The 25,110-nt window shown below is 62.9% G+C and carries 23 protein-coding genes and 2 tRNA genes; 7 read left to right on the top strand and 18 right to left on the bottom strand.

All coding sequences use genetic code 11. From position 1 onward, the window contains the following. The first annotated feature begins 394 nt into the window (after positions 1-394). A complete protein-coding gene (locus KT882_RS08310) occupies positions 395-802 on the top strand; it encodes a DUF6896 domain-containing protein (RefSeq protein WP_228895275.1) in 408 nt (135 codons plus the stop codon). A 21-nt stretch (positions 803-823) separates the two neighbouring features. After that, positions 824-1,237, top strand: a complete 414-nt coding sequence (locus KT882_RS08305; RefSeq protein ID WP_228895273.1) for an SMI1/KNR4 family protein — start codon at positions 824-826, stop codon at positions 1,235-1,237. A gap of 227 nt (positions 1,238-1,464) precedes the next feature. Here the strand turns inward: KT882_RS08305 and KT882_RS08300 are convergent, their stop codons facing one another. The 4 genes from KT882_RS08300 to acs form a co-directional block, all read right to left on the bottom strand. Continuing rightward, entirely contained in the window at positions 1,465-1,866 is a 402-nt protein-coding gene (locus KT882_RS08300; protein ID WP_228895271.1) for a tyrosine-type recombinase/integrase, read from the bottom strand. 5 nt (positions 1,867-1,871) lie between these two features. After that, positions 1,872-2,474: a tyrosine-type recombinase/integrase gene (locus KT882_RS08295; protein ID WP_228895269.1), complete on the bottom strand. Its 603-nt coding sequence runs from the start codon at positions 2,472-2,474 to the stop codon at positions 1,872-1,874. A gap of 164 nt (positions 2,475-2,638) precedes the next feature. Then, a tRNA-Ser gene (locus KT882_RS08290) sits at positions 2,639-2,729 on the bottom strand. A gap of 87 nt (positions 2,730-2,816) precedes the next feature. Further along, positions 2,817-4,808 carry an acetate--CoA ligase gene (gene acs / locus KT882_RS08285; protein WP_228895268.1) on the bottom strand — a complete coding sequence of 664 codons (1,992 nt, stop codon included), beginning with the start codon at positions 4,806-4,808 and terminating at the stop codon, positions 2,817-2,819. 225 nt (positions 4,809-5,033) lie between these two features. Here acs and KT882_RS08280 point away from each other — a divergent pair, with 225 nt between their 5' ends. The 4 genes from KT882_RS08280 to KT882_RS08265 all read left to right on the top strand — a co-directional run bounded on the left by KT882_RS08280 (position 5,034) and on the right by KT882_RS08265 (position 8,239). Next, positions 5,034-5,639, top strand: coding sequence for a TIGR00645 family protein (locus KT882_RS08280; RefSeq protein WP_161073269.1), 606 nt, complete (start codon positions 5,034-5,036; stop codon positions 5,637-5,639). 26 nt (positions 5,640-5,665) lie between these two features. Further along, the gene (locus tag KT882_RS08275) at positions 5,666-7,195 is read left to right on the top strand and encodes a fumarate hydratase (RefSeq protein WP_161073270.1); all 1,530 of its coding nucleotides are present in this window, start codon (positions 5,666-5,668) and stop codon (positions 7,193-7,195) included. Positions 7,196-7,203: 8 nt separating this feature from the next. Further along, positions 7,204-8,049 (top strand): glutamate racemase, encoded by an 846-nt coding sequence (gene murI, locus KT882_RS08270; protein WP_371869366.1) that lies wholly within the window; start codon positions 7,204-7,206, stop codon positions 8,047-8,049. A gap of 114 nt (positions 8,050-8,163) precedes the next feature. Next, positions 8,164-8,239, top strand: a tRNA-His gene (locus KT882_RS08265). A gap of 93 nt (positions 8,240-8,332) precedes the next feature. Here the strand turns inward: KT882_RS08265 and KT882_RS08260 are convergent. The 4 genes from KT882_RS08260 to KT882_RS08245 form a co-directional block, all read right to left on the bottom strand. Continuing rightward, the gene (locus KT882_RS08260) at positions 8,333-8,659 is read right to left on the bottom strand and encodes a HigA family addiction module antitoxin (protein ID WP_161073272.1); all 327 of its coding nucleotides are present in this window, start codon (positions 8,657-8,659) and stop codon (positions 8,333-8,335) included. 12 nt (positions 8,660-8,671) lie between these two features. Next, complete coding sequence (locus tag KT882_RS08255; RefSeq protein ID WP_228895266.1) at positions 8,672-8,899, bottom strand: type II toxin-antitoxin system RelE/ParE family toxin; 228 nt, start codon at positions 8,897-8,899, stop codon at positions 8,672-8,674. Positions 8,900-8,929: 30 nt separating this feature from the next. Continuing rightward, positions 8,930-9,694 (bottom strand): substrate-binding periplasmic protein, encoded by a 765-nt coding sequence (locus KT882_RS08250; RefSeq protein ID WP_161073273.1) that lies wholly within the window; start codon positions 9,692-9,694, stop codon positions 8,930-8,932. Between the two features lie 247 nt (positions 9,695-9,941). After that, the gene (locus KT882_RS08245) at positions 9,942-12,131 is read right to left on the bottom strand and encodes a hybrid sensor histidine kinase/response regulator (RefSeq protein WP_228895264.1); all 2,190 of its coding nucleotides are present in this window, start codon (positions 12,129-12,131) and stop codon (positions 9,942-9,944) included. Positions 12,132-12,479: 348 nt separating this feature from the next. Here KT882_RS08245 and KT882_RS08240 point away from each other — a divergent pair, with 348 nt between their 5' ends. Continuing rightward, positions 12,480-12,926, top strand: coding sequence for a hypothetical protein (locus KT882_RS08240; protein ID WP_161073274.1), 447 nt, complete (start codon positions 12,480-12,482; stop codon positions 12,924-12,926). Between the two features lie 234 nt (positions 12,927-13,160). Here KT882_RS08240 and KT882_RS08235 read toward each other — a convergent pair whose 3' ends face one another. From KT882_RS08235 to typA, 10 genes are all read right to left on the bottom strand, one after another. Then, positions 13,161-13,523 (bottom strand): hypothetical protein, encoded by a 363-nt coding sequence (locus tag KT882_RS08235; RefSeq protein WP_161073275.1) that lies wholly within the window; start codon positions 13,521-13,523, stop codon positions 13,161-13,163. A 175-nt stretch (positions 13,524-13,698) separates the two neighbouring features. Then, a complete protein-coding gene (locus tag KT882_RS08230; protein WP_161073276.1) occupies positions 13,699-14,040 on the bottom strand; it encodes an energy transducer TonB in 342 nt (113 codons plus the stop codon). A gap of 51 nt (positions 14,041-14,091) precedes the next feature. Further along, a complete protein-coding gene (locus KT882_RS08225; protein ID WP_161073277.1) occupies positions 14,092-14,424 on the bottom strand; it encodes an energy transducer TonB in 333 nt (110 codons plus the stop codon). Positions 14,425-14,502: 78 nt separating this feature from the next. Beyond that, positions 14,503-16,245 (bottom strand): methyl-accepting chemotaxis protein, encoded by a 1,743-nt coding sequence (locus KT882_RS08220; RefSeq protein ID WP_228895261.1) that lies wholly within the window; start codon positions 16,243-16,245, stop codon positions 14,503-14,505. 345 nt (positions 16,246-16,590) lie between these two features. Next, on the bottom strand, positions 16,591-17,625 hold the full coding sequence (dusA, locus tag KT882_RS08215) for a tRNA dihydrouridine(20/20a) synthase DusA (protein WP_161073278.1): 1,035 nt from the start codon (positions 17,623-17,625) through the stop codon (positions 16,591-16,593). A 74-nt stretch (positions 17,626-17,699) separates the two neighbouring features. Next, a complete protein-coding gene (fabI, locus tag KT882_RS08210; RefSeq protein ID WP_161073279.1) occupies positions 17,700-18,482 on the bottom strand; it encodes an enoyl-ACP reductase FabI in 783 nt (260 codons plus the stop codon). A gap of 1 nt (position 18,483) precedes the next feature. Further along, the gene (locus KT882_RS08205; RefSeq protein ID WP_228896578.1) at positions 18,484-19,695 is read right to left on the bottom strand and encodes an acetate/propionate family kinase; all 1,212 of its coding nucleotides are present in this window, start codon (positions 19,693-19,695) and stop codon (positions 18,484-18,486) included. Positions 19,696-19,707: 12 nt separating this feature from the next. Continuing rightward, entirely contained in the window at positions 19,708-20,667 is a 960-nt protein-coding gene (locus KT882_RS08200; RefSeq protein WP_161073280.1) for a phosphate acetyltransferase, read from the bottom strand. Beyond that, positions 20,664-22,937: a DUF3141 domain-containing protein gene (locus tag KT882_RS08195; RefSeq protein WP_228895259.1), complete on the bottom strand. Its 2,274-nt coding sequence runs from the start codon at positions 22,935-22,937 to the stop codon at positions 20,664-20,666. The genes KT882_RS08200 and KT882_RS08195 overlap by 4 nt, the downstream gene beginning before the upstream one ends. Before the next feature lie 167 nt (positions 22,938-23,104). Next, the gene (gene typA, locus KT882_RS08190) at positions 23,105-24,937 is read right to left on the bottom strand and encodes a translational GTPase TypA (RefSeq protein ID WP_161073281.1); all 1,833 of its coding nucleotides are present in this window, start codon (positions 24,935-24,937) and stop codon (positions 23,105-23,107) included. Positions 24,938-25,110: the final 173 nt, after the last annotated feature.

The raw sequence follows: 25,110 nt of genomic DNA, 5'->3' as shown, positions 1-25,110 counted from the left end.
AACTAGCCTCAGACCGAGCCAAATGCTGTGGAAATAAAAAAAGCCGACTTCTAAAAGTCGGCTTTTTCCTTTGCAAATCAATGACTTGCCATATTCTGGCGGAGAGGGGAAGTCTAATCATGACCTGAAAGCCGCATAGATACTGGCTTTTCCAGTCTTTAAAGAGACGGATACCGTCACCAATACCGTCAAAATTTCAAGCTGCAATCACCAGTCCTATCGGCCCACTATTTACCGGGAAAGCCGCCAACACTGGCAGAGAATTATTTTCGCCATGTTGGTGGGGTGCAACAGCTATGGCGACAGATGCTAAGACGATTCAGCATGTTAGGATGTAACCCGCGCCAGCAAGCACTGCTGGCGACGCACCTTCCTAATAGCCTCAGCCCTGCTTATGTCTCCAAATCTTGCCCATTTAGTTGCCGATTACCAAGCAGCAGTGCAACAGGCGCTTGTGCTTCTAGTAGATGCAGGCATTCCCCTGCCACCGTCAAATACGGCATGGGTCGGCACAGAAATCCCCCAACGTGGTCAGTTGGCGAACGGCGCGTCTTACTTCAAGCATGGCTATGGTTGCGCCGTTCGATTTTCCGAACATGCTGTGGACTTCGATTTTGGCAAGAACGGTGAAACTAACAGCTTCGACGCATGGCGGCTTGCAGCGTTTGCTGGTGACAGGCTCGCACGATATGGCTTCGCCGATGAGGCCGCTCTCAAGGACTCATTTCGAACGGCGGTAGACAAAGGCGAACTCGTTTACTCCGGCTACATCTTATATTACGTCACGCCATCACGTGATTAATGACTATTCAGCCGCATCACTATGATCTCTTCTGACCGAACTTGGTTTAAATATCCTGGAGCCTCGCCGCAGGCTCTGGACGCCTTGCGCGCAGCCGCCGGTGTTGAACTGCCGGATCAGTATTATGATTTTCTAGCATTCAGCAATGGTGGCGAAGGACCGCTACCAGTCTTCCCTTTCAACATTTGTCTTGACGCGGCAGAAGACGCGACAAAATTTAAAGTTCAAGGCAAGGCAGAGGAGTTTTTTCCCGGATTTTTCATATTCGGCGGCGATGGCGGCGGCGAATACATTGCTTTCGACACGCGACTTACCAAGCCGTGGCCTGTAGTCGCCATTGATATGACGAATATTCAGCTCTCGGAAAGTGTTAGTCCCGTAGCAGCAGACTTCGCTTCATTCATGAGCCTTGTCGGGATTGAGCCTGACTCCTGATTTACCTGTTATGTATAAGGATAGAGGAAAATGCTGCCGAAGTGGATGAACGCTCCCCCATGCGTACATTGTTATTTTTCTAGGACTCTGCATCTAGCGTCAGTTAGCGTCAAAAAATCCGCCCCCGCAAATCGATAACATGGCAATTAAATAAGGAGATTAAGATGGGTCGAGCTGAAGATTTATTTGCCCGCATCGAACGGGAGGGAATGGCATTCATCGACTCACTAATCGCAGATAAGCGCCATCAGAATTGCGCCGTTGCTCATTGGCTTCTCGTGATCGCGTTGATTCGGGAACAGGTATTTGCCGCTGCCGGTCAGCGTATGCAGCTCCCGCAACAGATCGAGCGCTTGCCGCGACAGGCAAACATGATGATCGGTCGTGTCAGGATTCACTGCCAGCTTGCCGCGCTTCATCCGGTGCCAAGGAATGATCCACTCGCCTTTCTCAAGGTCGATTTCACTCCAGGGCGTCTCGATCAGCTCGGACGTCCTGACGAACACCAGCAACATCAAACGAATAGCGATCCTCGTTGGCATGAACAAGCGCGCATCGTTCTTGTCCATCGCGGCCAAGAAGGCCGGAAGCTCATCGGGCGTAATCGCCGCGAAGTGGCCCGCCTTCACCGGCTTTAGACATCCTTCATGTCCGCAGCAGGATTGCGGTTCTCGATCCCTTGCTGACTCGCGTAGCTGAAGACACGGGCACAAGTCGCCTTGATGCGGTGGGCGATCTCGTGCGCGCCCCGGCTTTCGATCTTACGCAGTGCTGCGATCATGTGCTGATGCTTGATCGAGCCGATAGGCATGAAGCCAATCTCAGGGAAGATGTCGATCTCAAGATGCCGGATCGTGTCTTTGGCGGTGGACTCCCGCCAAGTCGCCAGCTTGTTCGCGTGCCATTCACGGGCGATCTTTTCAAACGTGTTGCCGTTCGCCTCGACCAGCTCGCGCTGGCGCTCTTTCTTCTGTTGGCTTGGGTCGATACCCTGTTCGAGCAGCTTGCGCGCCGCCATCCGCTTATCGCGTGCTTCCGCCAGGGTGACTTCGGGGTATTTGCCAAACGCCAGGGTGCGGCGCAGCTCGCCATACCTGTAGTCCATGCGCCAATACTTAGCGCCGTCTGTGTTAATAAGAAGATAAAGACCACCCCCATCCGTCATTTTGTAGGGCTTGTCTTTGGGCTTGGCGGTGCGCGGCTGGATATCGGTAAGGGGAACGGCAAGTTTGGGCATGTGACGGTATCTGCTTTGACGGCATGTTTCGATACCGTCAAAGATACTGTCAAAGTTGCTGGATTTCAATGGACACTAAAACACGTCCTGAAACGAAAAACCCGCGAACTCACTGGGAGTATCGCGGGCTTCTGGACATCTTGGGATGTCTTACTACTTGTTCCTGGCGGAGAGAGGGGGATTCGAACCCCCGATAGGCTATGAACCTATACACGCTTTCCAGGCGTGCGACTTCAACCACTCATCCACCTCTCCAGTTCTCTCGCATCGCTGCAAGAGGCGCACATTGTAGCAAAGATTCTTGAAAGTACCAATGTTTTTTGCGCGCCCCCTTCAGCCCGCTTAGGAGGCCTCTTTGAGCTGCTCCAGTATCGCCGGATTTTCCAGCGTGGAGACGTCCTGCGTTATCGTCTCGCCTTTGGCCAGCACGCGCAGCAGGCGGCGCATGATCTTGCCACTGCGCGTCTTGGGGAGGTTGTCGCCAAAGCGGATTTCTTTCGGCTTGGCGATCGGGCCGATCTCTTTCGCTACCCAGTTGCGCAGCTCGAGCGCCAGACGCTTGGCTTCTTCGCCGGTCGGACGCGCTTGCTTGAGCACCACGAAGGCGCAGATCGATTCGCCCGTGGTCTCGTCCGGCTTGCCGACCACCGCCGCTTCGGCCACCAGCGGGTTGGCGACCAGCGCGGATTCGATTTCCATCGTGCCCATGCGGTGGCCCGATACGTTGAGCACGTCGTCGATGCGGCCGGTGATGGTGAAGTAGCCGGTGTCCTTGTTGCGGATGGCGCCGTCGCCTGCCAGGTAGTATTTGCCGCCCAGCTCTTCGGGGAAGTAGCTGCTCTTGAAGCGCTCTGGGTTGTTCCAGATGGTGCGTATCATCGACGGCCACGGACGCTTGACCACCAGGATGCCGCCCTGCCCGTTCGGCACGTCGTGGCCGGCTTCGTCAACGATGGCGGTCATGATGCCCGGCAGCGGCAGGGTGCAGGAGCCCGGCACCATGGGCGTGGCGCCCGGCAGCGGCGTGATCATGTGGCCGCCGGTCTCGGTTTGCCAGAAGGTGTCCACGATGGGGCACTTCTCGCCGCCCACGTTTTTGTAGTACCACATCCATGCTTCCGGATTGATCGGCTCGCCCACCGTGCCGAGCAGGCGCAGCGAGCTCAGGTCGTAGTTCTTCGGGTGCACTTTCGGGTCCACGTCGGCGGCCTTGATCAGCGAGCGGATCGCGGTCGGCGCGGTGTAGAAGATGCTGACCTTGTGCTTGGCCACGGTCTCCCAGAAACGGCCGGCGTTCGGGAAGGTCGGGATGCCTTCGAAGATGATCTGCGTGGCGCCCACCGCCGTCGGGCCGTAGGCGATGTAGCTGTGGCCCGTTACCCAGCCGATGTCGGCGGTGCACCAGTACACGTCGGACGGCTTGATGTCGAAGGTCCATTTCATCGTCAGCGCGGCCCACAGCAAATAGCCGCCGGACGAGTGCTGCACGCCTTTCGGGGTGCCGGTGGAGCCGGACGTGTACAGGATGAACAGCGGGTGCTCCGCTTCCACCCATTCCGGTTCGCACACAGCGGACTGGCCTTCCACCAGCTCGTGCAGCCAGATGTCGCGGCCGGCCACGTGGGCCACCTCGCCGCCGGTGCGCTTGTAGACGATGACGTCCTTGATGGTGTCGCAGCCGCCCATGGTCAGCGCTTCGTCGACGATGGATTTCAGCGGCAGGCGCTTGCCGCCGCGCTGCTGTTCGTCGGCGGTGATGACGGCCACTGCGCCGGCGTCGATAATGCGCTCCTGCAGCGACTTGGCCGAGAAGCCGCCGAACACCACCGAGTGCGTGGCGCCGATGCGCGCGCAGGCCTGCATGGCGGCCACGCCTTCGACGGACATGCTCATGTAGATGATGACGCGGTCGCCCTTCTTGATGCCGCGCGACTTTAGGCCGTTGGCGAACTTGCACACTTTTTCGTGCAGCTCTTTGTAGGTGACGTTGGTGACGGCGCCGTCGTCGGCCTCGAAGATGATGGCGGTCTTGCCGCCGTTGCCGTTTTCAAGGTTGCGGTCCAGGCAGTTGTAGGACACGTTCAGCTTGCCGTCTTCGAACCATTTGTAGAACGGGGCGTCGTCTTCGTTCAGGGTGCGCGTGAACGGAACTTTCCAGTCCAGGTTCTCGCGCGCCAGGCGCGCCCAGAAACCTTCGTAGTCTTGCGATGCTTCGGTCCACAGGGCCTTGTAGGCGTCCATGCCGGACACGGTGGCTTGGGCTGCGAACTCCGCCGACGGCGCGAATACGCGCGATTCCTGCGGGCCTTGATGTTCTGTGGTCTGGGTGGTCATGCTAGGTCTCCATTGTGGTCATTGTTTGCAAACACCATAAGCGCTGCCGCTTACGGATGCCTTACATTGCCTGTGCATAGCCAAACTGGGCGGACTGACAACTTGGCTTTTTCACCAATTCTACGGCAGATCTGCCTGCGCCGGTGCCGTCGGCGTTGAGCGAGTGTAAAATGTCGGCAATTCAAACGCAGCCTACCGGAGCAAGCATTAATGTTGAAAGACCCGATGGAACAACCGCGCAATACGCAGTCGAGCAAACTGTCGCCGCTGCCCGCGTTTATTTTCATGTCGCGCTGGCTGCAGCTGCCGCTGTACCTGGGCCTGATCCTGGCGCAGTGCGTCTATGTGTTCCACTTCTGGGTGGAGCTCAAGGACCTGATCGGCGCCGCGCTGGGCAACGAGGCCGCGCTGGAGCACATCTTCCACGCTGTCGCCGTGGGCAACACGGTGCCGACCAAGCTCAATGAAACCACCATCATGCTGGTGGTGCTGGGCCTGATCGACGTGGTGATGATTTCCAACCTGCTGATCATGGTGATCGTGGGCGGCTACGAGACCTTTGTGTCGCGCATGCACCTGGAAGGCCATCCGGACCAGCCGGAGTGGCTGTCGCACGTGAACGCGTCGGTGCTGAAGACCAAGCTGGCCATGGCCATCGTCGGCATCTCGTCCATACACCTGCTGAAGACTTTTATCAACGCCAAGGAGTACGACGAGAAGGTGCTGGTCGCGCAGACCGCCATCCATATCGTATTCCTGCTGTCCACCATGGCTATCGCCTACACCGATAACCTGATGACGCGTACCCAGCACCTGACCAAGCCTCACTAAGCATTCCTTCCTCCAGCGAGAACACCATGACCATCATAAAGCAAGACGATCTGATTGAATCCATCGCAGCGGCGCTGCAGTACATCAGCTACTACCATCCGGCTGACTACATCCAGCACCTGGCGCGCGCTTATGAAGCCGAGCAAAGCCCGGCCGCGAAAGATGCGATCGCGCAGATCCTGACCAACTCGCGCATGTGCGCCGAAGGCAAGCGCCCTATCTGCCAGGACACCGGCATCGTCAACGTGTTCCTGAAGATCGGCATGGGCGTGCGCTTCGAAGGCTTCTCCGGCACCGTCACCGACGCCGTCAACGAAGGCGTGCGCCGCGCCTACAACTTCGCCGACAACAAGCTGCGCGCCTCCATCGTGGCCGACCCGCACTTCGAGCGCAAGAACACCAAGGACAACACGCCGGCCGTGGTGCACATGGAACTGGTCGAGGGCAATACCGTCGACGTAAGCGTGGCTGCCAAAGGCGGCGGCTCCGAGAACAAGACCAAGTTCGTGATGCTGAATCCTTCCGATTCGCTGATCGACTGGGTGCTGAAAACCGTGCCGCTGATGGGCGCGGGCTGGTGCCCTCCGGGCATGCTGGGCATCGGCATCGGCGGCTCCGCCGAGAAGGCGATGCTGATGGCCAAAGAGTCGCTGATGGAAGACATCGACATGTATGAGCTGAAGCAGCGCGGCCCACGCAACAAGACCGAAGAACTGCGCATCGAACTGTGCGACAAGATCAACGCGCTGGGCATCGGCGCGCAAGGCCTGGGCGGCCTGACGACGGTGCTGGACGTGAAGATCAATATGTACCCGACCCACGCCGCATCCAAGCCGGTCGCCATGATCCCGAACTGCGCCGCCACCCGCCACGCGCACTTCGTGCTGGACGGCTCCGGTCCTTCCTACATCGAACCGCCCAAGCTGTCGGACTGGCCGGACGTGAGCTGGAAGCCGGACACCGAGAAGTCCAAGCGCGTGAACCTGAACACGCTGACCAAGGAAGAAGTGGCATCGTGGACGCCGGGCCAGACCCTGCTGCTGAACGGCAAAATGCTGACCGGCCGCGACGCCGCGCACAAGCGCATCCAGGACATGCTGGCCAAGGGCGAACAGCTGCCGGTGGACTTCAAGAACCGCGTCATCTACTACGTCGGCCCGGTCGATCCGGTGCGCGACGAAGTGGTGGGCCCGGCCGGCCCAACCACCGCCACCCGCATGGACAAGTTCACCGACATGATGCTGGAGCAGACCGGCCTGATCGCCATGATCGGCAAGGCCGAACGCGGCCCCGCAGCCATCGAGTCCATCAAGAAGCACAAGTCGGCTTACCTGATGGCCGTGGGCGGCTCGGCTTACCTGGTGTCGAAAGCCATCAAGTCGGCCAAGGTGCTGGGCTTTGAAGACATGGGCATGGAAGCCATCTACGAGTTCGAAGTGGAAGACATGCCGGTCACCGTGGCCGTGGACGCGGGCGGCACCTCGGTGCACACCACCGGTCCGAAGGAATGGGCAGCCAAGATCGAGGCGCTGAACGTGCCTGTCGTGGTCAAGTAAGCCGCCACGTGATTCCTGTCCAGCCCTTCCCCACGCCGGCCGACGCGCCCATCGGCATCTTCGATTCCGGCGTGGGCGGACTATCGGTGCTGCGCCACGTGCGGGCGCAGCTGCCGCAGGAACACCTGGTCTACATCGCCGACTCCGGCTTTGCGCCGTATGGCGACAAGACGGAGGCGGTGGTGGTGGAGCGTTCGCTCGCCGTGGCAGCCTTCCTGGTGGCGCGCGGCGTGAAGGCGCTGGTAGTGGCCTGCAACACGGCCACCGTGGCCGCCATCAAGGCCATACGCGCGCACCATCCGGCCTTGCCAGTGGTGGGCGTGGAGCCGGGCCTGAAGCCGGGCGCCGCCGCCACCCGCAACGGCAAGGTTGGCGTACTGGCCACACAGCGCACGCTGTCGGGCGAAAAATTCCTGCTGCTGCGCGACCAGATCGCCGCCGCCACGCAAGCGCAGTTCCTGCTGCAGCCCTGCGTGGGCCTGGTGGACCTGATCGAACAGGGGCAGCTGGACACGGACGCCACGCGCGCCATGCTGGAGCGCTACGTCGCGCCGCTGGTGGCGCAAGGCGCGGACACGCTGGTGCTGGGCTGCACCCACTACCCCTTTGTGCAGGAAGCCATCGCGCGCGCCGTGGCGCAAGCCGGCGGCGCGGATGTGAAGCTGATCGACACCGGCGACGCCGTGGCGCGCCAGCTGGCGCGGCTGCTCGAAAGCGGCGGCCTGCAGCGTCCGGGCAGCGCCGGCCATCCGCCGCTGCTGCATGGCTACACCACCGGCGCGCAGGAAGCGCTGTCGTCGGCCTTCGTCCGCCTGCTGGCGATGACGGCGGACGTGGAATCGCTTAAAATCTAGGCAGTTTGGCGTTTTTCGAAAAAAATGCGCGACTAGCCTTTGCAAGATGCCGAATGGCCTAGTATAATTCGGCACCTGACGCGCAAACAGTGCTTCAGGCGAAGTAAATCAGTGGTGGCTGTAGCTCAGTTGGTAGAGTCCAGGATTGTGATTCCTGTTGTCGTGGGTTCGAGCCCCATCAGTCACCCCACAGAATTACGGCAAAAGCCCAGTCGATGACTGGGCTTTTTGCTTTTCCGCGACCAGTTCAGCGCCTCGTAGCCGCTCCTGCTACCCGATGCTCTCAGGTGAGAGCGTCTGTCTCCAATTCCGGCGCAGGCTGAACTTTCATCGGCGCGTCCTTGAATCGCTGCTCCGCCTGCCACATGTCATACGCGCTTTGCTCCGCCAGCCACAGGCGAGCCTCTCCACCGCGCGCCACCCCCAACCACGCCTCGATGCGCAAAGCCATTTCCGGCGAAATGGCCGCGCGGCCATTGAGCACGCGAGACAGCGTGACGCGATTAACATCCAGTTGCTGCGCCGCCTCAGTCACGGTCAACCTTAACGCCGGCAATACATCGTCGCGCAAGGTCAAGCCAGGATGCGGCGGGTTAAACATACGTGCCATTGGCAACTCCTCTCAATGGTAGTCCAGATAATTGACCAGAACGGCATCAACGCCGTCAAACATAAAAGTCATGCGCCAGTTGCCACTGACCTTCACTGAAAAATGCCCTTTGAATTCTCGCCCCTGCAACGGATGCAATGCCCATCCTGGCACATTCATACCAGCAGGTTCCGACGCCTCATTCAGGCGGCGCAGCATGGCTGCCAGACGCGGGGCATGAGCGGCTTGACCAAAGCTCACGGCGCCCCTACTTGCCAGGCTTGAGGCGGATCAAGGGTGGGTTTGCTGGTACTGGCGGTAACCGACGCTGGCGCGGTGGTCTTGCAGGGTTTGCCACAGGCGCGCCGCGTAGGCGGGGTGGCGGGCGTGGAAGGGGCGCGACAGCATCAGGTAGAGCGGGGTTTCGTCGAATGGACGGCCGGCGCGCTCCAGCAGGCCGGCGTAGCTGCGCGCGATCAGCTGCTCGGCTTCCGCTTCCATGGCGATCACGCCTTCCAGCCGCCCCGCCGCCAGCTTGCCGAAATTCGGCCCCAGCGACTTGGCGTTGTCGTCGTAGCGCACTTGCAGGCGCTGCAATTGCTCGATGATGACGGTGAAGCCCGACTCCACGCCGATGCGCCCTTCGCCCAGCCCGCTGAAACGCACACCGTCCCATTGCAGCGGCGCCCCTTTTTTGCGGTAGGTGTAGTAGCGCGGCGTGGCCACGGCCTTGTCGGCGTCCGGCAGCATGCCCGCCATGGGGAACACGGCGATTCCGGCGCGCTCGGGGGTATAGCCGCCTATCATGCCGTCCACCAGGCCGGTCCTCAATTCTTCGATGCAGCGGCGGCGCGGCGCTACCCGCAAGTCGAATTCCACGCCGGTGCTGCGCACGGCCAGCGCCATCAGGTATTGCAAATGTCCGCTGCCGTCGAGCCTGGAATATGGCGGATAGTCGATGTCGAGCGAGCAATAGCGGAAGCGCGCAGGCGTTCCCTCCGCCTGCGCCGGCAAGGCGAACAGCACCGCCAATAGCACGCACATCCTTCGCACCATGCATCGCTCCGAAATCAGGTCTTGCGCTAGCGTACCACGCCAATCGCACTCGCGGACAAGCACATCGGGCACTCTTTGCCTAGGGTGCGCACAGGCTAAATCGCCATAGTTTGACGGATTCGACATCGGCGTCGAATTCAGCCGCGTTAGCTCTGCAATACGGTACATTGGAAGCGCTAGGCACGCAGTATCGCCGGCAAAGTTGAGGGGACTGTTCGCTGCACCGGCCATGCCAGTGCAGCTTTTTTTATGCCGCAATGCGCGCCAACAGCGCGTTCAGGCGGGCCATGTCCACCGGCTTGACGAAGTGGTAGTCAAAGCCGGCCGCGTAGGCTTCGTTGCGGTCGCGCTCCTGGCCGTAGCCGGTGACGGCGATCAGCACCGCGCCGGCCGTTTCAGGCTGCTGCCGCAGCCGCCGCGCCAGCTCGTTGCCGTCGATGTCGGGCAGGCCGATGTCGAGCAGACAGATGTCCGGCCGCAGTTCGCGCGCCCGGTCCAGCGCCACCCGCGAGCTGTGCTCCACCGTGACGGCGTGGCCGGCGTCGGCCATCAGCATGCCCAGGGTTTCGGCCGCATCCACATTGTCGTCCACCACCAGCAGGCGCAGGCTGCGCGCCGCGGGCACCGCGGCGGCGCCCGCCGCGCTCTCGCCTGCGGCCGGCTGCGGCTCGGCCACCGGCAGGCGCAGGATGAAGGTGCTGCCCTTGCCGATGCCGTCGCTGTGCGCGGCCACGCTGCCCTGGTGCGCTTCGGCCAGGCGCTGCACCAGCGCCAGCCCCAGTCCCATGCCGCCCTGCGAACGGTCCAGGGTGCGCTGGTCCTGCGCAAACAGCTCGAAGGCGCGCGCCAGCAGCTCGGGCAGCATGCCCACGCCGTTGTCGCGCACGGTCACGGTGGCGCTGTCGCCGCGCAGGCTCAGGCGCAGTTCGACGAAGCCGTCTTCCGGGGTGTATTTGGCCGCGTTGTTGAGCAGGTTGGCGATCACCTGCACCAGGCGCTTCTTGTCGCCCAGCACATGGATGGCTTCGGGCGGCAGCAGCACGGAGAAGCGGTGGCGGCGCGCCTCCATCAGCGGGCGCGCCTGCTCGGCGGCGTAGCCCAGCACGTCGCGCAGGTCCAGCGTTTCCTTCTGCAGCGTCACCATGCCGCGCGTGACGCGCGACACATCCAGCAAATCATCGATCAACCCCGTCATATGCTTCACCTGGCGCGAAATCACTTCGCTGGTGCGCTTGACCGTGGCTTCGTCGAACTGGAAGTGGCGCAGCAGCTCGGCCGCCGTGCCGATGGGCGCTAGCGGGTTGCGCAGCTCGTGCGCCAGCATGGCCAGGAACTCGTCCTTGCGGCTGTCCGCGTCGCGCAGCGCGGCCTGGGCGCGCTTGCTGTGCTCGTGCTCGGAACGCAGCGCAGCCACGGCGCGGGCGCGCTCGGCGGCCTCCCAGGTGCGCTGCACCACGTCCTGGGTGATGGCGATGTCTTCGCGCGACCAGGCGCGCGGCGCGCCGTGCGCCAGGTTCAGCGCGCACATCACGCGCCCGGCCTGCAGCAGCGGCACCACCACGATGGCGGCCATGCCCAGCGCCAGGTAGGCGTCCGCATAGGCTGCGGTGCGGGGATCGGCGCGCACGTCGTCCACCACGAAGGGCTTGCCCTCGTTCAGGATGCCGATAATCTCGGGGCTGTAGTCGTCCAGGCGGGCGCTGCCGGGCAGCGGCGGCAAAGGCGGCAAGGCGGCGCCGTTCCAGGCGCCCTGCACGTAGGCGGTGCGGCTGGCCTCGTTAATCTCGGTGTAGAACACGCGCGCCACATGCAGGTAGTTGCCCAGCAGCTCGGTGGCGGCCGCCGTGATCTCGCCCGCGCCGCCCATGCCGCGCAGGCGGTCGGCGACGTCCAGCTGGAAGGCCTGGCGCCGGTTCAGCGCCACAAAGGCGCGCTCGGCCAGCACTTCGCGGGTGGACTCGGTGAGCACCAGCAGCACGCCTTCGACTTCGTTGCCGTCGTTCCAGATCGGGCTGTGGCAATGGGTGAAATAGGTTTCGCGCTGGCTGTGGCCGCGCTCGGGCGCGTAGCTGGCGTTTTCCACGTAATAGGTTTCGCCGGTCAGCACGTGCTCGACGATGGGCGCCATCTGCTCCCACATCTCGCGCCACCACTCCTTGGCGGAACGGCCCAGGTGGCCCGCATGCTTGCTGCCGAGTACTTGCGCAAAAGCATCATTGTGAAACGTGAGCAGCTCCGCGCCCCAGTGGATGGCCATGGGGAAGCGCGAGCCAAGCACGGTGCGCAGCACGGTCTGCAGGCTCAGCGGCCATTGTTCAGGCGGCCCCAGCGGCGAGCCGGTCCAGTCCAGGTTGCGCAGGCGCGCGCCGCATTCGCCGCCGCCTTCCAGGAAGGCGGGGCTGGGCGCGGCGGACGAGTAGGATACGTTGTTCATCATAGTGTTGGGAATTGCAAAAAAAGCACGCACCCCGCATCATACACTTAGTTGACAATTAGCATACCGGTCCCGCCCGGCCCGGCCAGCGGCCTGCCGGTAGGCTCCTGCGGTATAAAAACAACGATGCGCTCAAATAAACAGCACCGCACGCAGATATTACTGCCGCCACGGAACCGGCGGTGCTATGCTGGCCTCATAGCAAAAAGAAACTTAGCTTTCGTTTCACACAACATCATACCGTCACGCGCTGGCGGTATTTTTTTTGCTTGTTCTTGTCCGATGTCTTTCCCTAAGGCATTGATTTGACGCTACAATGTCAGCCTTCCCTGTAACACTTCCAAGCCCACCATGTCCGAAGAAAAAACCCTGTCCGCTGTCTCGACCTACAGCAAGGACACCCCGGTCGGCCATCCCGACGTCGACGGCCGCGCCGGTGTATTCGTGCCTACCGAAGAGTTCGACCTGGCCAACACCACCACCATCCGCAAAGGCGCCGGCATTGTTGGCTTCGGCAATCCGGACGGTTCGCTGACGGTGTATTTCGAAGCCAACCGCTTCGACGAGACCAGCTTGCACAAGTGGGAAAACAAGGCGCGCAAGGCCTACGACCGCATGGTGATGCGGGCGCCCACCGTGTCCAAGACCAAGATCGACGCGCGCATGCTGGAGCAGGTGGGCATTATTGACGGCCTGGGCATCAGCATCAAGCAGCCCGAGCGCCTGCAGCAGTGGCTGGCGCTGTCGAACGCGCTCGACACCGCGCCGGAAGGCCAGATTGTTGAGTGGAAAAAGTAAGACGAGGCATAGTCCTACAAGCGGATGGACGCTCCGCTGATGCCCGAATGCATTACCAATGCATAAGATGGTGACATAGCAAACATCCAACCGGAGCCCGCCATGTCACGCATCTGCCCCCTTACCGTAGGTACCCTGCTGATGGGTTTGGCCAGCGTATCGACCTGGCTCCTGCTTTCCGCCGATGTGCTGCACGAAGCATCCTTCTTCTTCGTGCACTGATCTCCAAGACGCTTAACGCCGGCGGCCGTAGCCATGGCCGCGGTGGCCCCAGTTCCCGAACACAAAATCCAGTCCTATCGTTACCGGCGGGTAGTAATACGCCGGCGCCGGCGCGTACAGCGGCGCCGCCACATACACGGGCGCTTGCGCATAGACCGGCTCGGTGGTGTACACCACGCGCGGCTGCTGCTGGGCGACAGGCTCGGTCGTATATTCCACCCGGGCATCCCCGCTTGCCGCGCCGCGCTGCACCGGCGTGACGGACACGGTATGCCACTCGTAAGGGTTGGCGGGTTTGGGATAATAAGCGGTGCTAGGCTGCGTGGCGCAGCCGGTCAGGGCCGCGAGGGCGGCCAGGGCAATAACGATTTTCATGGGAGGCTCCTGTTCCAGGCTTCTACTATATGAAAATTCGGCCCGTCTTGCCGCACTTTTACAGGCTGTTACAAGCATCAACGTTGCCGAAAAGCGTGGACGAAAAAAAACCGGCGCAAGCGCCGGTCCAAATACGCGCCGGCTCAGGCAAGCCGGCGCAGCAAACAATACAGCCTTAATCCAGCTTCCAGGCGTAGTCAACCTTGGTCCAGGTGGTGTCGGGCTTGCCGTCCTTGGTGCCCGGCTTGAACTTGCAGGCGCTCAGCGCCTTGATGGCCGCCTTGTCCAGGTTCTTGAAGCCGCTCGACTTCTCGACCTTGGAATCGAGCACGTCGCCGCCGGCCGACACCTGGAAGGACATCGACACGGTGCCCTGCTCTTCGTTCATCAGGGATGCCTTAGGATATTCGGCTTTGCAATTCTTGGCGTCGAAACTCGCCGGAACTTCTGCTGCAAACGCACCGCCCGATACGAGCACTGCCGCGATAACACTTAACCAACGCTGTTTAGTAGACATCTGATTTCCCCGAGTGCTTTTTTAAATTTGACTGGATAAAGCCGGCTGGAATTACAGCTTCCAGACGTAGTCGACTTTGGTCCAGGTTTGCGCCACGGCGCCATCCTTGGTGCCCGGCTTGAATTTGCAAGCGCTGATCGCTTTCAGGGCCGCCTTGTCCAGGTTCTTGAAGCCGCTCGATTTTTCAACTTTCGAGTCCAGCACATCACCGCCTGGCGAAACCAGGAAAGCCATCGAGACGGCGCCCTGTTCTTCGTTCAGCAGCGAGGCTTTGGGATATTCGGCTTTGCAGTTCTTGGCGTCGAACACGGCGGCAACTTCAGCGGAAAAAGCGGAGGTGCTCAGCAGAGCGGCGGCGATGAAACTGATCGAATGCTTGGTCATGATTTTGTAATTCCAAAAAGTTTAAAAAACTGTTCAGCGGCCGCTCCAGACGCGGCCACTGTCCTGAGTCTGTACGGCTTAGAATTCTTCCCACTCGTCGTTGCCAGCGGTGGCAGCGGCGATTTTCTTCGGCGCCGGCGCAGGTGCTGCAACGGCCTTTTTGACAGGGGCGCGTGCGGCGGTGCGGGCAACCGGCTTCTTCAGCGCTACCGGAGCGGCTGCGGCGGCAGGCGCGGCGGCCGGAGCGTAATGCTCGTGCTCGGACAGCTTGAAGATCGATACCACGCGGGCCAGTTCGCCAGCCTGGTCTTGCAGGCTTTGCGCGGCGGCGGCAGCTTCTTCCACCAGGGCGGCATTCTGCTGGGTCATGCTGTCCATCTCGATGATGGACTGGTTGACCTGCTCGATGCCGGCGCTCTGTTCCTGGCTGGCGGAAGCGATTTCGCCCATGATGTCGGTCACGCGGCGCACCGAGTCCACCACTTCGTCCATCGTCACGCCGGCCTGGCCGACCAGTTTCGAACCGCGTTCGACTTTCTCCACGGAGTCGCCGATCAGGGTCTTGATCTCTTTCGCAGCGCCAGCCGAACGCTGGGCCAGGTTGCGCACTTCGGACGCCACCACGGCGAAGCCGCGGCCTTGTTCGCCGGCACGGGCTGCTTCAACCGCAGCGTTCAGCGCCAGGATGTTGGTCTGGAAGGCGATGCCATCGATCACGCCGATGATGTCCACAATCTTGTTGGCCGATTCGTTGATCGAGCTCATGGTGTCCACCACTTGCGACACCACTTCGCCGCCCTTGCGTGCCACGTCGGACGCATTGGCTGCCAGCTGGTTGGCCTGGCGGGCGTTGTCGGCGTTCTGCTTCACGGTCGAGGTCAGTTCTTCCATGGCCGACGCGGTTTTCTCCAGCGACGAGGCCTGCATTTCGGTACGCGACGACAGGTCGATATTGCCGGCGGCGATTTCACGCGAGGCGGTGCCGATGGTCTCGGTGCCGGTGCGAACCTGGCCCACGATGCCCACCAGGCTGTCGCGCATTTCTTTCATTTCCACCAGCAGGCTGTCCTTGTCGGTCGAGCTGGTGTTGATGGAGACGGACAGGTCGCCGTTGGCGATGCTGCCGGCGATGGAGGCGGTGTAATCCGGCTCGCCGCCCAGCTGCTTCAGCAGGCCGCGGGTAATCACGATGGCGGCGCCAACGCTGATCACCACGGCCAGCAGGCCCATGAAGATCATGAAGGTGCGGGCGCTGGCGAAGCCTTCAGCCGCGTCCACCTGCACTTGCGCATTCAGTTTGTCTTCCAGCGCGCCCAGCTGATCCAGCGCATCCATCCACTTCTTCTGCGGCGGACGGATTTCCTTGATCATCACCTTGGTGGCGGCTTCAGCCTGGTTCGACAGCCACAGCTCGGAAGCCTTGGCGATCGCCGGCATGGTGGCGGCTTCGTGTTCCTTGACGGCGGCCATCAGGGACTTCTCTTCCGGGGTCACTTCCAGCGCGAACTGGGCTTCCAGTTTTTTCTGCGCGGCGGCGTACTTGTCCGACAGTTCCTTGATGCGCTTCATTTCCGGTTCCATATCGGCCGGGTCGCTCATCAGGGTCAGGGTGCGCAGCGAGCTGACGCGCTCGTTGACGTTGTTGCGCATGTCGATCACCAGGCGCGTCACCACATTGTTGAAGCTCACCACGTGATCCAGGCGGTCCTGGATCTGCGCCATGCGCACAATGCCGACGCCGGTCACGGCGATCAGGAACAGCAGCACCAACGCAAACCCGAGGCCCAGGCGCGTCCCCACTTTCATTTTTGCTAAATTCATTTCGGCTTCTTTGTAAGTGACACTATTGATTAGAAATTACCCAGATAAGGCGTCCGCTGCGCGCGGGAATACACCCATAAATCCCTTGCCGCTGCGCAAGTAATGACAGTAGCAAACAATGACTGCGAATGCAAAACTTGTGCTACGGGTCGTTACAATGTGTGGTTTTTCAGCGCAAATCCGCTGGAGAGGCCTGATGGCCGCTGTGAGTATGTGTGTATTTTATGAAATTATAGGGGAGAGTTTTGCCTCAAGGCAAGCAAAAACTGCCTGCAAAATACGCAACCTAACTTTCTGCGGAGAAATAGGCGAAACGCGAACTTTGCTTTGGACAAACTGTTGCGTTCAGACCGGCAAAGACAGGCGGGCAGCGGCTTCCAGCAGCAAGTTGGCGTCGCCGAGGGCGAGCTTTTTGGAGTCGGACAGGGTCTGGCGGAACAGGCGCGCGCCGGGCAGGCCTTGCATCAGGCCCAGCATGTGGCGCGTGATGCTGTTCAGCTTGAGGCCGCGCCCGCCGCCCTCTTTCGCCAACTGGGCCTGGATGTAGGGCACCATGGCGGCCAGCACCTGCTCGCGGGTCTTGGGCGCGGCGGCGTCGCCGTAGTAGCGCTGGTCGAAGGTCGCCATCAGGAAGGGGTTGTGGTAGGCCTCGCGGCCCAGCATGACGCCGTCCACGTGCTGCAGATGCAGGTCGATCTCGGCCTCGGTCTTCACGCCGCCGTTGATCAGGATCTCGAACTGCGGGAACTCGCGCTTGAGGCGGTAGGCGTATTCGTATTTGAGCGGCGGGATTTCGCGGTTTTCCTTGGGCGACAAGCCCTTCAGGATGGCGTTGCGGGCGTGCACGATAAAGGTCGAGCAGCCGGCCTCGGCGACGGTGCCGACGAAGTCGCGCACGAACTCATAGCTTTCGCTGTCGTCAATGCCGATGCGGTGCTTGACCGTCACGTCGATGGAGACGGCGTCGCGCATGGCTTTCACGCAGTCGGCCACCAGTTGCGGCTCGGCCATCAGGCAGGCGCCGAAAGCGCCCTTCTGCACGCGTTCGGACGGGCAGCCGCAATTGAGGTTGATCTCGTCGTAGCCCCATTTTTCGCCCAGCTTCGCGCTGGTGGCCAGGTCCGCAGGATCGCTGCCGCCCAGCTGCAGGGCGACCGGGTGCTCTTCCTCGTTAAAGCGCAGGTGGCGCTCCACGTCGCCGTAGACCAGGGCGCCGGTGGTCACCATTTCCGTGTACAGCCAGGTGTGCTTGGTGATTTCACGGTGGAACACGCGGCAGTGGCGGTCGGTCCAGTCCATCATCGGCGCGACGGACAGGCGGCGGCTCGGCAGCTTGCGGGCTGCGGTGGTGTCGGCGGTCGGGGCGGTGATGGTGGTCATGGCGGCAAAGTCGCGGAATCGAAAGGGGGCCGTCATTATACAGCGGAACGCCCGCCCCCGCCCCGCCGGCCGCCTCAGGCGATGATGTTCAAGCCGCCGTCCACATAGACGGTGCTGCCGGTCAGGCGCCTGGCGTAGGGCGAGGCAAGGTAGGCGCAGGTGTTGCCGACGTCGAAGATGTCCACCAGCTCGCCAATGGGCGCGCGCGCCACGGCGTCGCTCAGCAGCAGGCCGAAGTCTTTCAGGCCGGAGGCGGCCCGGGTTTGCAGCGGGCCGGGCGAAATGGCGTGCACGCGGATGCCTTGCGGCCCCAGCTCGTGCGCCAGGTAGCGGCAGGATGCTTCCAGCGCCGCCTTCACCGGCCCCATCACGTTGTAGTTGGGCACCACCTTGTCGGCGCCGTGGTAGCTCATGGCGAACATGGTGCCGCCTTCGCTCATCAGCGGCGCGGCCAGCTTGGCCATGCGCACGAAGGAGTGGCAGGAGACGTCCATCGCTTGCAGGAAGCCGTCCAGCGAGCAGTCCAGCAGGCCGCCTTGCAGGTCGGCCTTGGGCGCATACGCGATCGAGTGCACCAGGATGTCGAGGCTGCCCCAGCGTTCGCCGATGGCGGCGAACACCGCTTCCAGCTGGCCGGGCTGGGCAACGTCCAGCGGCAGCAGCAGCGCCGCGTCCAGCTCTTCGGCGATGGGGTCGACGTAGGGTTTGGCCTTGTTGTTCAGGTAGGTCAGCGCGATGTCCGCGCCCAGCTCGCGGAAGACCTTGGCGCAGCCGTAGGCGATGGAATGCTCGTTGGCCACGCCGACCACCAGCGCGCGGCGCCCTGCCAGTATGGGATAAACGGTTTCGACGCTCATGTCAGGCCTCCAGCAGGGATTGCGCGTGGCGCGCGATCATCAGTTCTTCGTTGGCGGGGACGACCCAGACCGGCACCGCGCTGCCGGCAGCGCTGATGCGGAAGGCGCCGCCTACGGCAGAGGCGGCGGCGGCCGGACCGGCGGCATTGGCGGCGGCGTCGAGCTGCACGCCCAGCCAGGCGGCGTCGCGGCCGACGGCGCTGCGCAGGGACGCGCTGTTCTCGCCTATGCCGCCCGAGAACACGATGCCGTCCAAGCCGCCCAGCGCCGCCGTCAGCGAGCCCAGTTCACGGCCGATGCGGTACACCATCAGGTCGATGGCGAGTTTGGCGCGCGGGTCGCTGCTGCGCTCCAGCGTGCGCATGTCGGACGAGATGCCGGATACGCCCAGCAAGCCCGATTGCTGGTACAGCAGGCGCTGGATATCACCCGGCGCCATCTTCAGTTCGTCCATCAGATACAGCACCACGCCGGGATCGACGCTGCCGCAGCGCGTGCCCATCGGCAGGCCGTCGATGGCGGTAAAGCCCATGGTGCTGGCCACGCTGCGCCCGCCGCGCATGGCGCACATGCTGGCGCCGTTGCCCAGGTGCGCCGCCACCACGCGCTTGCCTGCCAGCCGGCCGTCCAGCTCCGGCAGCACGCTGGCGATGTATTCATACGAGAGCCCGTGGAAGCCATAGCGCCGCACGCCCTGCTCCGTAATCTCGGGCGGCAGCGCGAAGGCTTGCGCCAGCGGCGGCTGCGCGGTGTGGAAGGCGGTGTCGAAGCAGCCCACCTGCAGCACCTGCGGCGCCAGCGCGAAGATGCTGCGCACCGGCGCCAGGTTGTGCGGCTGGTGCAGCGGCGCCAGCGGCGACAGCCGTTCCAGCCGCGCCACCACGTCCGCGTCCAGCTTCACAGGCCCGCTGAATTCCGTGCCGCCGTGGACGATGCGGTGCCCTATCGCCACCACGTTCAATCCGTCCAGATGGCCTTGCGCATACTGCACCAGGTAATGCATGGCTTCATCGTGCGCCAGCGGCGCGCCCGGCCACGCGTGCGAGGCGGACTCGCTGCCCGCCGCGTCCTGCGCCACGAAGCGGGTCTGCCCCGCGTACAGGTTCTCGATTTTTCCTTTGGCGCGCAACGCCAGCTCCGCCCCGGCGTACAGCGAGAACTTGATGCTGGACGAACCGGCATTGATGACGATGACCGCGTCGTCCGCGCGCATGGCCGCCACGGCCTAGCTCCCCAGCAGCCTGGCGCCGGCCAGCTTGCTGTGCGCGATCAGCGCGGCCACGGCGCACGAGGCCAGGCGCGCCTGCACCGAGTCGGCGCGGCTGGTCAGTATGACCGGCACGCGCGCGCCCAGCACTATGCCGGCCGCATCCGCGCCCGCCATGAAGGTCAGGCTCTTGGCCAGCACATTGCCGGTTTCCAGGTCCGGCACCAGCAGCACGTTGGCGCGCCCGGCCACCGGCGACTTGAGCTGCTTGACCTCGGCCGCCTCCATACTCACCGCATTGTCCAGCGCCAGCGGACCGTCCAGCAGCGCGCCGGTGATCTGGCCCCTGTCGGCCATCTTGCACAGCGCCGCCGCTTCTATGGTGGATGGAATTTTCGGATTCACCGTCTCCACAGCCGACAGGATGGCCACGCGCACCTCGTCGAAAGCCAGGATGTGCGCCAGGTCGATGGCGTTCTGCACGATGTCGACCTTGTCCGCCAGCGTGGGCGCGATATTGACGGCGGCGTCGGTGACGATCAGCGGCTCCGGGAAGCCCGGCACGTCCATCACAAAGCAATGGCTCAGGCGGCGCGAAGTACGCAAGCCGCCCTCGGCCTGCACGACGGCCGCCATCAGCTCGTCAGTGTGCAGGCTGCCCTTCATCAGCGCCGCTGCATGGCCCTCGCGCACCAGCTGCACGGCGCGCTGCGCCGACGCATGGCTGTGCTCCGTGGGAACGATGGCCAGGCTCGATATGTCCAGGCCCGCCTCGGCGGCGGCGGCGCGGATGCGCGCCTCCGGTCCCACCAGGATGGGGGTCATCAGACCCAAGCGCGCCGCGTCCAGCGCGCTCTCCAGCGCGTTGCGGTCGCAGGCATGCGCCACCGCCACCACCGGCGCTTCCACCGCTTGCGCGGCGGCGATCAGGCGGTCGTAATGCACATGCTGGCGGCTCTCGGCCGCCGCAGGGCTCATGCCTTCTCCTTGCCTGCGGCCTGGCCATCCAGCCCGATGCCGGGCGGATTGGCCGCCACCGCCGCCGCCACATTCAACGCCGCTGCGGCCGGTGCGCCGAACGCCATGGCCACGCGTTCCATGCGCTCGGCCGCTTCGCCGGACAGGGCGCCGGCCGCTCCGGCCACCTGGCGTACCACGTTGAGCGCGTCCGCCTTTTCATCGGCGTCGTCCGGCAGCAAAGCCGGCAGCGCGGTGAAGCCGGCCGCCTCGTCCCAGGACAGGATCTGCGCCTGCTGCTGCACCACTTCCTTGAAGCGCGTCAGCGACATCAGCTGGCCCGCGTGGCTGTGCGCGCGCAGCTCGCGCAGCGTGGCGTAAGCCCGCTCGTCGGCGGCACGCAGCTCCGGCGCGCGGAATATATACAGCAGCGCGCGCACAATGGCCTCCACCTTGCCGCCGATGGCAGCGGTTTCCACCAGCTTGGCGCGCGCCGACGCCACCACGGTTTCGCGCGCAATGTCGCGGCCCAGCTGGCGCACGCGCTGGTCGTCCGCGCGCAGGCCCACCAGCGCCTGCAGCACCGGTGAGCCGTACAGGTTCAGGAAGTAGCGCTCCACGGCGCTGTCGCGCACGTCGCGGTACTGGTCCAGCGTGGCCGCGATCTGGCGCGAGAACGCCTCCTGCATGGCGCTGAAGATATTGTTCGGCGCGGCCGGCTTGCGCTCGGCGCGCACCTTGTCCGCCAGCCCGGCTATGCCGTGCAGGAAGGGGTTCTTGCTGGAGTACACGCGGTAGCGCAGCCGATAGGGATGCATCTGGCGCAGCGCTTCGGCGCTCTGGTCATTGACGACGGCCGACAGCAGCGGGCGCACGAAGGTGCGGTACAGGCCCACGTTCACGTCCGACACCCGCGCCACGGCGGCGAAGCGGCGCTCGTCCTCGGCGTCGTTGCCGCCCAGCGCGCGCAGGTCGTCCAGGAAGCGGCGCTCGAAGCGCATCACGTAGTTGCCGGTGGCCAGCGCGGCGTTCAAGGTGTCCGGCGTTTTTTCGAGGAACACCGCCTCGTACAGGCCGGGCGGCAGCACGTCGATCAGGTCCATGGCGGAGGTGAATTCCTCGTGCTCCTTGTTGGCCACCGTGGCCGACACGAAGATGCCGAGGTGGCCTATGGTCTCGTGCATGGCGTAGATGATGGTCTGGCCGCTCATCGCCAGCGCCTCGTCGTCCTGGTACATGTCCAGCACCCAGCCCAGCGCCTGGTGCGGCGGCGTGATGTCGTCGCCCCAGGAGCAGAACACCACGATGGGCGACTTCACGTTGCGCAGGTCGATGCGGCGGCCGGTGGAGTCATGGATGGAGCCGGAGCTGAGGCGGTTGCCGACGAAGAGATTGTCGGCGATGTACTGCATCTCGGGCGCGTTCAGCAGCACCGGGTTGCCCCACCACTTTTCGAATTCCAGGAAGCGCTGCGCCTCGGTGTCCACCTGCGCGTACACCCGGTATTCCTTCTTCCACCAGGTGTTGGCCGGGTTCATGCTCTCGAAGTTGCTGACGAGGTTGGCGCCGTCGAAGATGCCGTTGCCCAGGTCGCCGGACAGCGCGGTCAGCCAGGTGCCGCCCAGCAGGCCGCCCAGGTAGCGCAAGGGGTTCTTGCCGTGCACGCCATTCCAGTAGGACAGCGGCGCGCCGGCCAGCACCAGCGGTCCCGGCAGGTCCGGGTTGAGGGCTGCGGTCATCATGATCTGCCAGCCGGCCTGGCAATTGCCGATCAGCGCGGGCTTGCCGTCCGCGTCCGGATGCAGCTCGGCCACCTTGGCGATAAAGCGCGCCTCGGCGCGGCACACGTCCTCTATGGTCTGGCCGCGCACCGGCTGCGGCAGGAAGCCGACGAAATAACAGGGATGGCCGGCGCGCAGCACCACGCCGATTTCGCTGTCGTGCTTCATGCCGCCTATGCCGGGGCCATGCCCGGCGCGCGGGTCGAACACGATGAAGGGACGCCGCGCCGCGTCCACCTCCACGCCATCCGGCGGGGTGATGCGCAGCAGGCCGTAGTTGACGGGGCGATCCAGGTCGCGGCCATCCATCACCACGTCGAATTCGAAGTTCAGCACATGGGGCGCTGCCTGCGCCACGCTCTCGGCATGGTCGTCGCCGCGCTGGCGCAGCACGTCCATGAACAGCACCGAGCGCTGCCAGGCGTCGATCCAGTATTCGCCGGCCTGGCGGGCGAGGTCGAAGGGACTGCCGGGCCATGCCGGCTGGAATACATTGCTTCTATCGTTCACGCTGAGCTCCCTTTACGGTTGTGCACTGCACCTACGACTTCCGGACAGGGATTCAGTATACCAGCAATAAAAAATAGACAAGAAACCGGCGATGCTATGGTGCGCCGCAAAATGACAAAAGCCGCCGCCCCTTGCGGGTGCGGCGGCTTTCATTCCAGGCTCAGCGATTACGCTTCGCGGGAAGCCTTCTTACGCTCGTGCTCTTTCAGGAAGCGCTTGCGCAGACGGATCGATTTCGGGGTGATTTCCACCAGTTCGTCGTCGTCGATGAATTCCACTGCGTATTCCAGCGACATCTGGATAGGCGGCACCAGGCGCACGGCTTCGTCGGTACCCGACGAACGCACGTTGGTCAGCTGCTTGCCCTTGATCGGGTTAACCACCAGATCGTTGTCGCGCGAGTGGATACCGATGATCATGCCTTCGTACACTGGGTCGTTGTGGACCACGAACATGCGGCCGCGATCCTGCAGTTTCCAGATGGCGTAGGCAACGGCGGCGCCGTCGTCCTGCGAGATCAGCACGCCGTTGCGGCGGCCGCCCAGTTCGCCCTTGCCGTTGTCGACCGGAGCGTAGGCGTCGAACACGTGGCTCATCAGGCCGGTGCCGCGGGTCAGGGTCATGAATTCGCCCTGGAAGCCGATCAGGCCACGCGCAGGAATACGGTATTCCAGGCGCACACGGCCTTTGCCGTCGGATTCCATGTTCTGCAGGTCGCCACGGCGGCGGCCCAGTTCTTCCATCACGCCGCCCTGGTTGGCTTCTTCAACGTCAACCGACAGCTGCTCGTACGGCTCGTGGCGCACGCCATCGACCATTTTGAACACCACGCGTGGACGGGAAACGGCCAGCTCGAAGCCTTCACGGCGCATGTTTTCGATCAGGATGGTCAGGTGCAGCTCGCCACGGCCCGATACTTCGAAGGTGGTGTCGTCTTCGGTTGGCGCAACGCGCAGGGCAACGTTGGCTTTCAGTTCTTTGTCCAGACGGTCGCGCAGCTGGCGCGAGGTCACGAACTTGCCTTCGCGGCCGGCCAGCGGCGAGTTGTTGACCATGAAGTTCATGGTCAGGGTAGGCTCGTCCACGGTCAGCATTGGCAGCGGGTCCGGGGTGTCCGGTGCGCACACGGTCGAACCGATGCCGATTTCTTCGATACCGTTGATCAGCACGATGTCGCCGGCAACAGCGTCGTCTACCAGCACGCGCTCCAGGCCCTTGAAGTTCAGCACCTGGTTGATGCGGCCTTTGATCGGGGTGGCGCCTGGGCCGTTCACAACCACAACGTCCTGGCCGGTTTTAACGCGGCCGCGGTTGATACGGCCAATGCCGATCTTGCCCACGTAGGACGAGTAGTCCAGCGAGGTGATTTGCATCTGCAGCGGACCGTCCGGATTGTCGTCGCGCACTGGCACGTGTTCCAGGATGGCGTCGAACAGCGGCTTCATGTCGCCCGAGCGCACGTCTTCGGTCAGGCCGGCGTAGCCGTTCAGGCCCGAAGCGTAAACGATAGGGAAGTCCAGCTGCTCATCGGTAGCGCCCAGCTTGTCGAACAGTTCGAAAGTCTGGTTGATCGCCCAGTCGGCGCGCGCGCCCGGACGGTCGACCTTGTTGACCACCACGATAGGCTTCAGGCCCAGGGCCAGCGCCTTGCGGGTCACGAAACGGGTCTGTGGCATCGGGCCTTCCTGGGCATCGACCAGCAGCAGAACCGAGTCCACCATCGACAGAACACGCTCCACTTCGCCGCCGAAGTCGGCGTGGCCTGGGGTGTCGACGATGTTGATGTGGGTGCCTTCGTACTCAACGGCGCAGTTCTTCGACAGAATCGTGATGCCGCGCTCTTTTTCGAGGTCGTTCGAGTCCATCACGCGGGTGTCGACCGCTTGGTTTTCACGGAAGGTGCCAGACTGCTTGAGCAGCTGGTCCACGAGGGTGGTTTTGCCGTGGTCAACGTGGGCGATGATGGCGATATTGCGAATTGCGCGTTTAGTAGTAGACATAGTCGTTGTATTTACAGAAAAACTGCGGAGTGAATGCGAATGCGATCACTGGAACCCACTATTATAGCACGTACCGCACCGCAATAAAAATCCTTTGCTGTGCACCTCTTTTTACACGGAACTTGAGCCGGATCAAACTCCGCGCATATTGCTGAGCGCGTTAACACCGAACT

The sequence above is a fragment of the Pseudoduganella aquatica genome (assembly GCF_020865585.1).
Lineage (GTDB): Bacteria > Pseudomonadota > Gammaproteobacteria > Burkholderiales > Burkholderiaceae_D > Rugamonas > Rugamonas aquatica_A.
The sequence above is the reverse complement of the archived record's forward strand: the minus strand, read 5'-3'. Positions and strand labels throughout refer to the sequence as shown.

Coding starts and splice junctions, on each gene's coding strand:
- KT882_RS08310 (WP_228895275.1), top strand. CDS start 395: ATGTCTCCAAATCTTGCCCATTTAGTTGCCGATTACCAAGCAGCAGTG.
- KT882_RS08305 (WP_228895273.1), top strand. CDS start 824: ATGATCTCTTCTGACCGAACTTGGTTTAAATATCCTGGAGCCTCGCCG.
- KT882_RS08295 (WP_228895269.1), bottom strand. CDS start 2,474: ATGCCCAAACTTGCCGTTCCCCTTACCGATATCCAGCCGCGCACCGCC.
- acs (WP_228895268.1), bottom strand. CDS start 4,808: ATGACCACCCAGACCACAGAACATCAAGGCCCGCAGGAATCGCGCGTA.
- KT882_RS08280 (WP_161073269.1), top strand. CDS start 5,034: ATGGAACAACCGCGCAATACGCAGTCGAGCAAACTGTCGCCGCTGCCC.
- KT882_RS08275 (WP_161073270.1), top strand. CDS start 5,666: ATGACCATCATAAAGCAAGACGATCTGATTGAATCCATCGCAGCGGCG.
- KT882_RS08260 (WP_161073272.1), bottom strand. CDS start 8,659: ATGGCACGTATGTTTAACCCGCCGCATCCTGGCTTGACCTTGCGCGAC.
- KT882_RS08250 (WP_161073273.1), bottom strand. CDS start 9,694: ATGGTGCGAAGGATGTGCGTGCTATTGGCGGTGCTGTTCGCCTTGCCG.
- KT882_RS08245 (WP_228895264.1), bottom strand. CDS start 12,131: ATGATGAACAACGTATCCTACTCGTCCGCCGCGCCCAGCCCCGCCTTC.
- KT882_RS08240 (WP_161073274.1), top strand. CDS start 12,480: ATGTCCGAAGAAAAAACCCTGTCCGCTGTCTCGACCTACAGCAAGGAC.
- KT882_RS08235 (WP_161073275.1), bottom strand. CDS start 13,523: ATGAAAATCGTTATTGCCCTGGCCGCCCTCGCGGCCCTGACCGGCTGC.
- KT882_RS08230 (WP_161073276.1), bottom strand. CDS start 14,040: ATGTCTACTAAACAGCGTTGGTTAAGTGTTATCGCGGCAGTGCTCGTA.
- KT882_RS08225 (WP_161073277.1), bottom strand. CDS start 14,424: ATGACCAAGCATTCGATCAGTTTCATCGCCGCCGCTCTGCTGAGCACC.
- KT882_RS08220 (WP_228895261.1), bottom strand. CDS start 16,245: ATGAATTTAGCAAAAATGAAAGTGGGGACGCGCCTGGGCCTCGGGTTT.
- dusA (WP_161073278.1), bottom strand. CDS start 17,625: ATGACCACCATCACCGCCCCGACCGCCGACACCACCGCAGCCCGCAAG.
- fabI (WP_161073279.1), bottom strand. CDS start 18,482: ATGAGCGTCGAAACCGTTTATCCCATACTGGCAGGGCGCCGCGCGCTG.
- KT882_RS08205 (WP_228896578.1), bottom strand. CDS start 19,695: ATGCGCGCGGACGACGCGGTCATCGTCATCAATGCCGGTTCGTCCAGC.
- KT882_RS08200 (WP_161073280.1), bottom strand. CDS start 20,667: ATGAGCCCTGCGGCGGCCGAGAGCCGCCAGCATGTGCATTACGACCGC.
- typA (WP_161073281.1), bottom strand. CDS start 24,937: ATGTCTACTACTAAACGCGCAATTCGCAATATCGCCATCATCGCCCAC.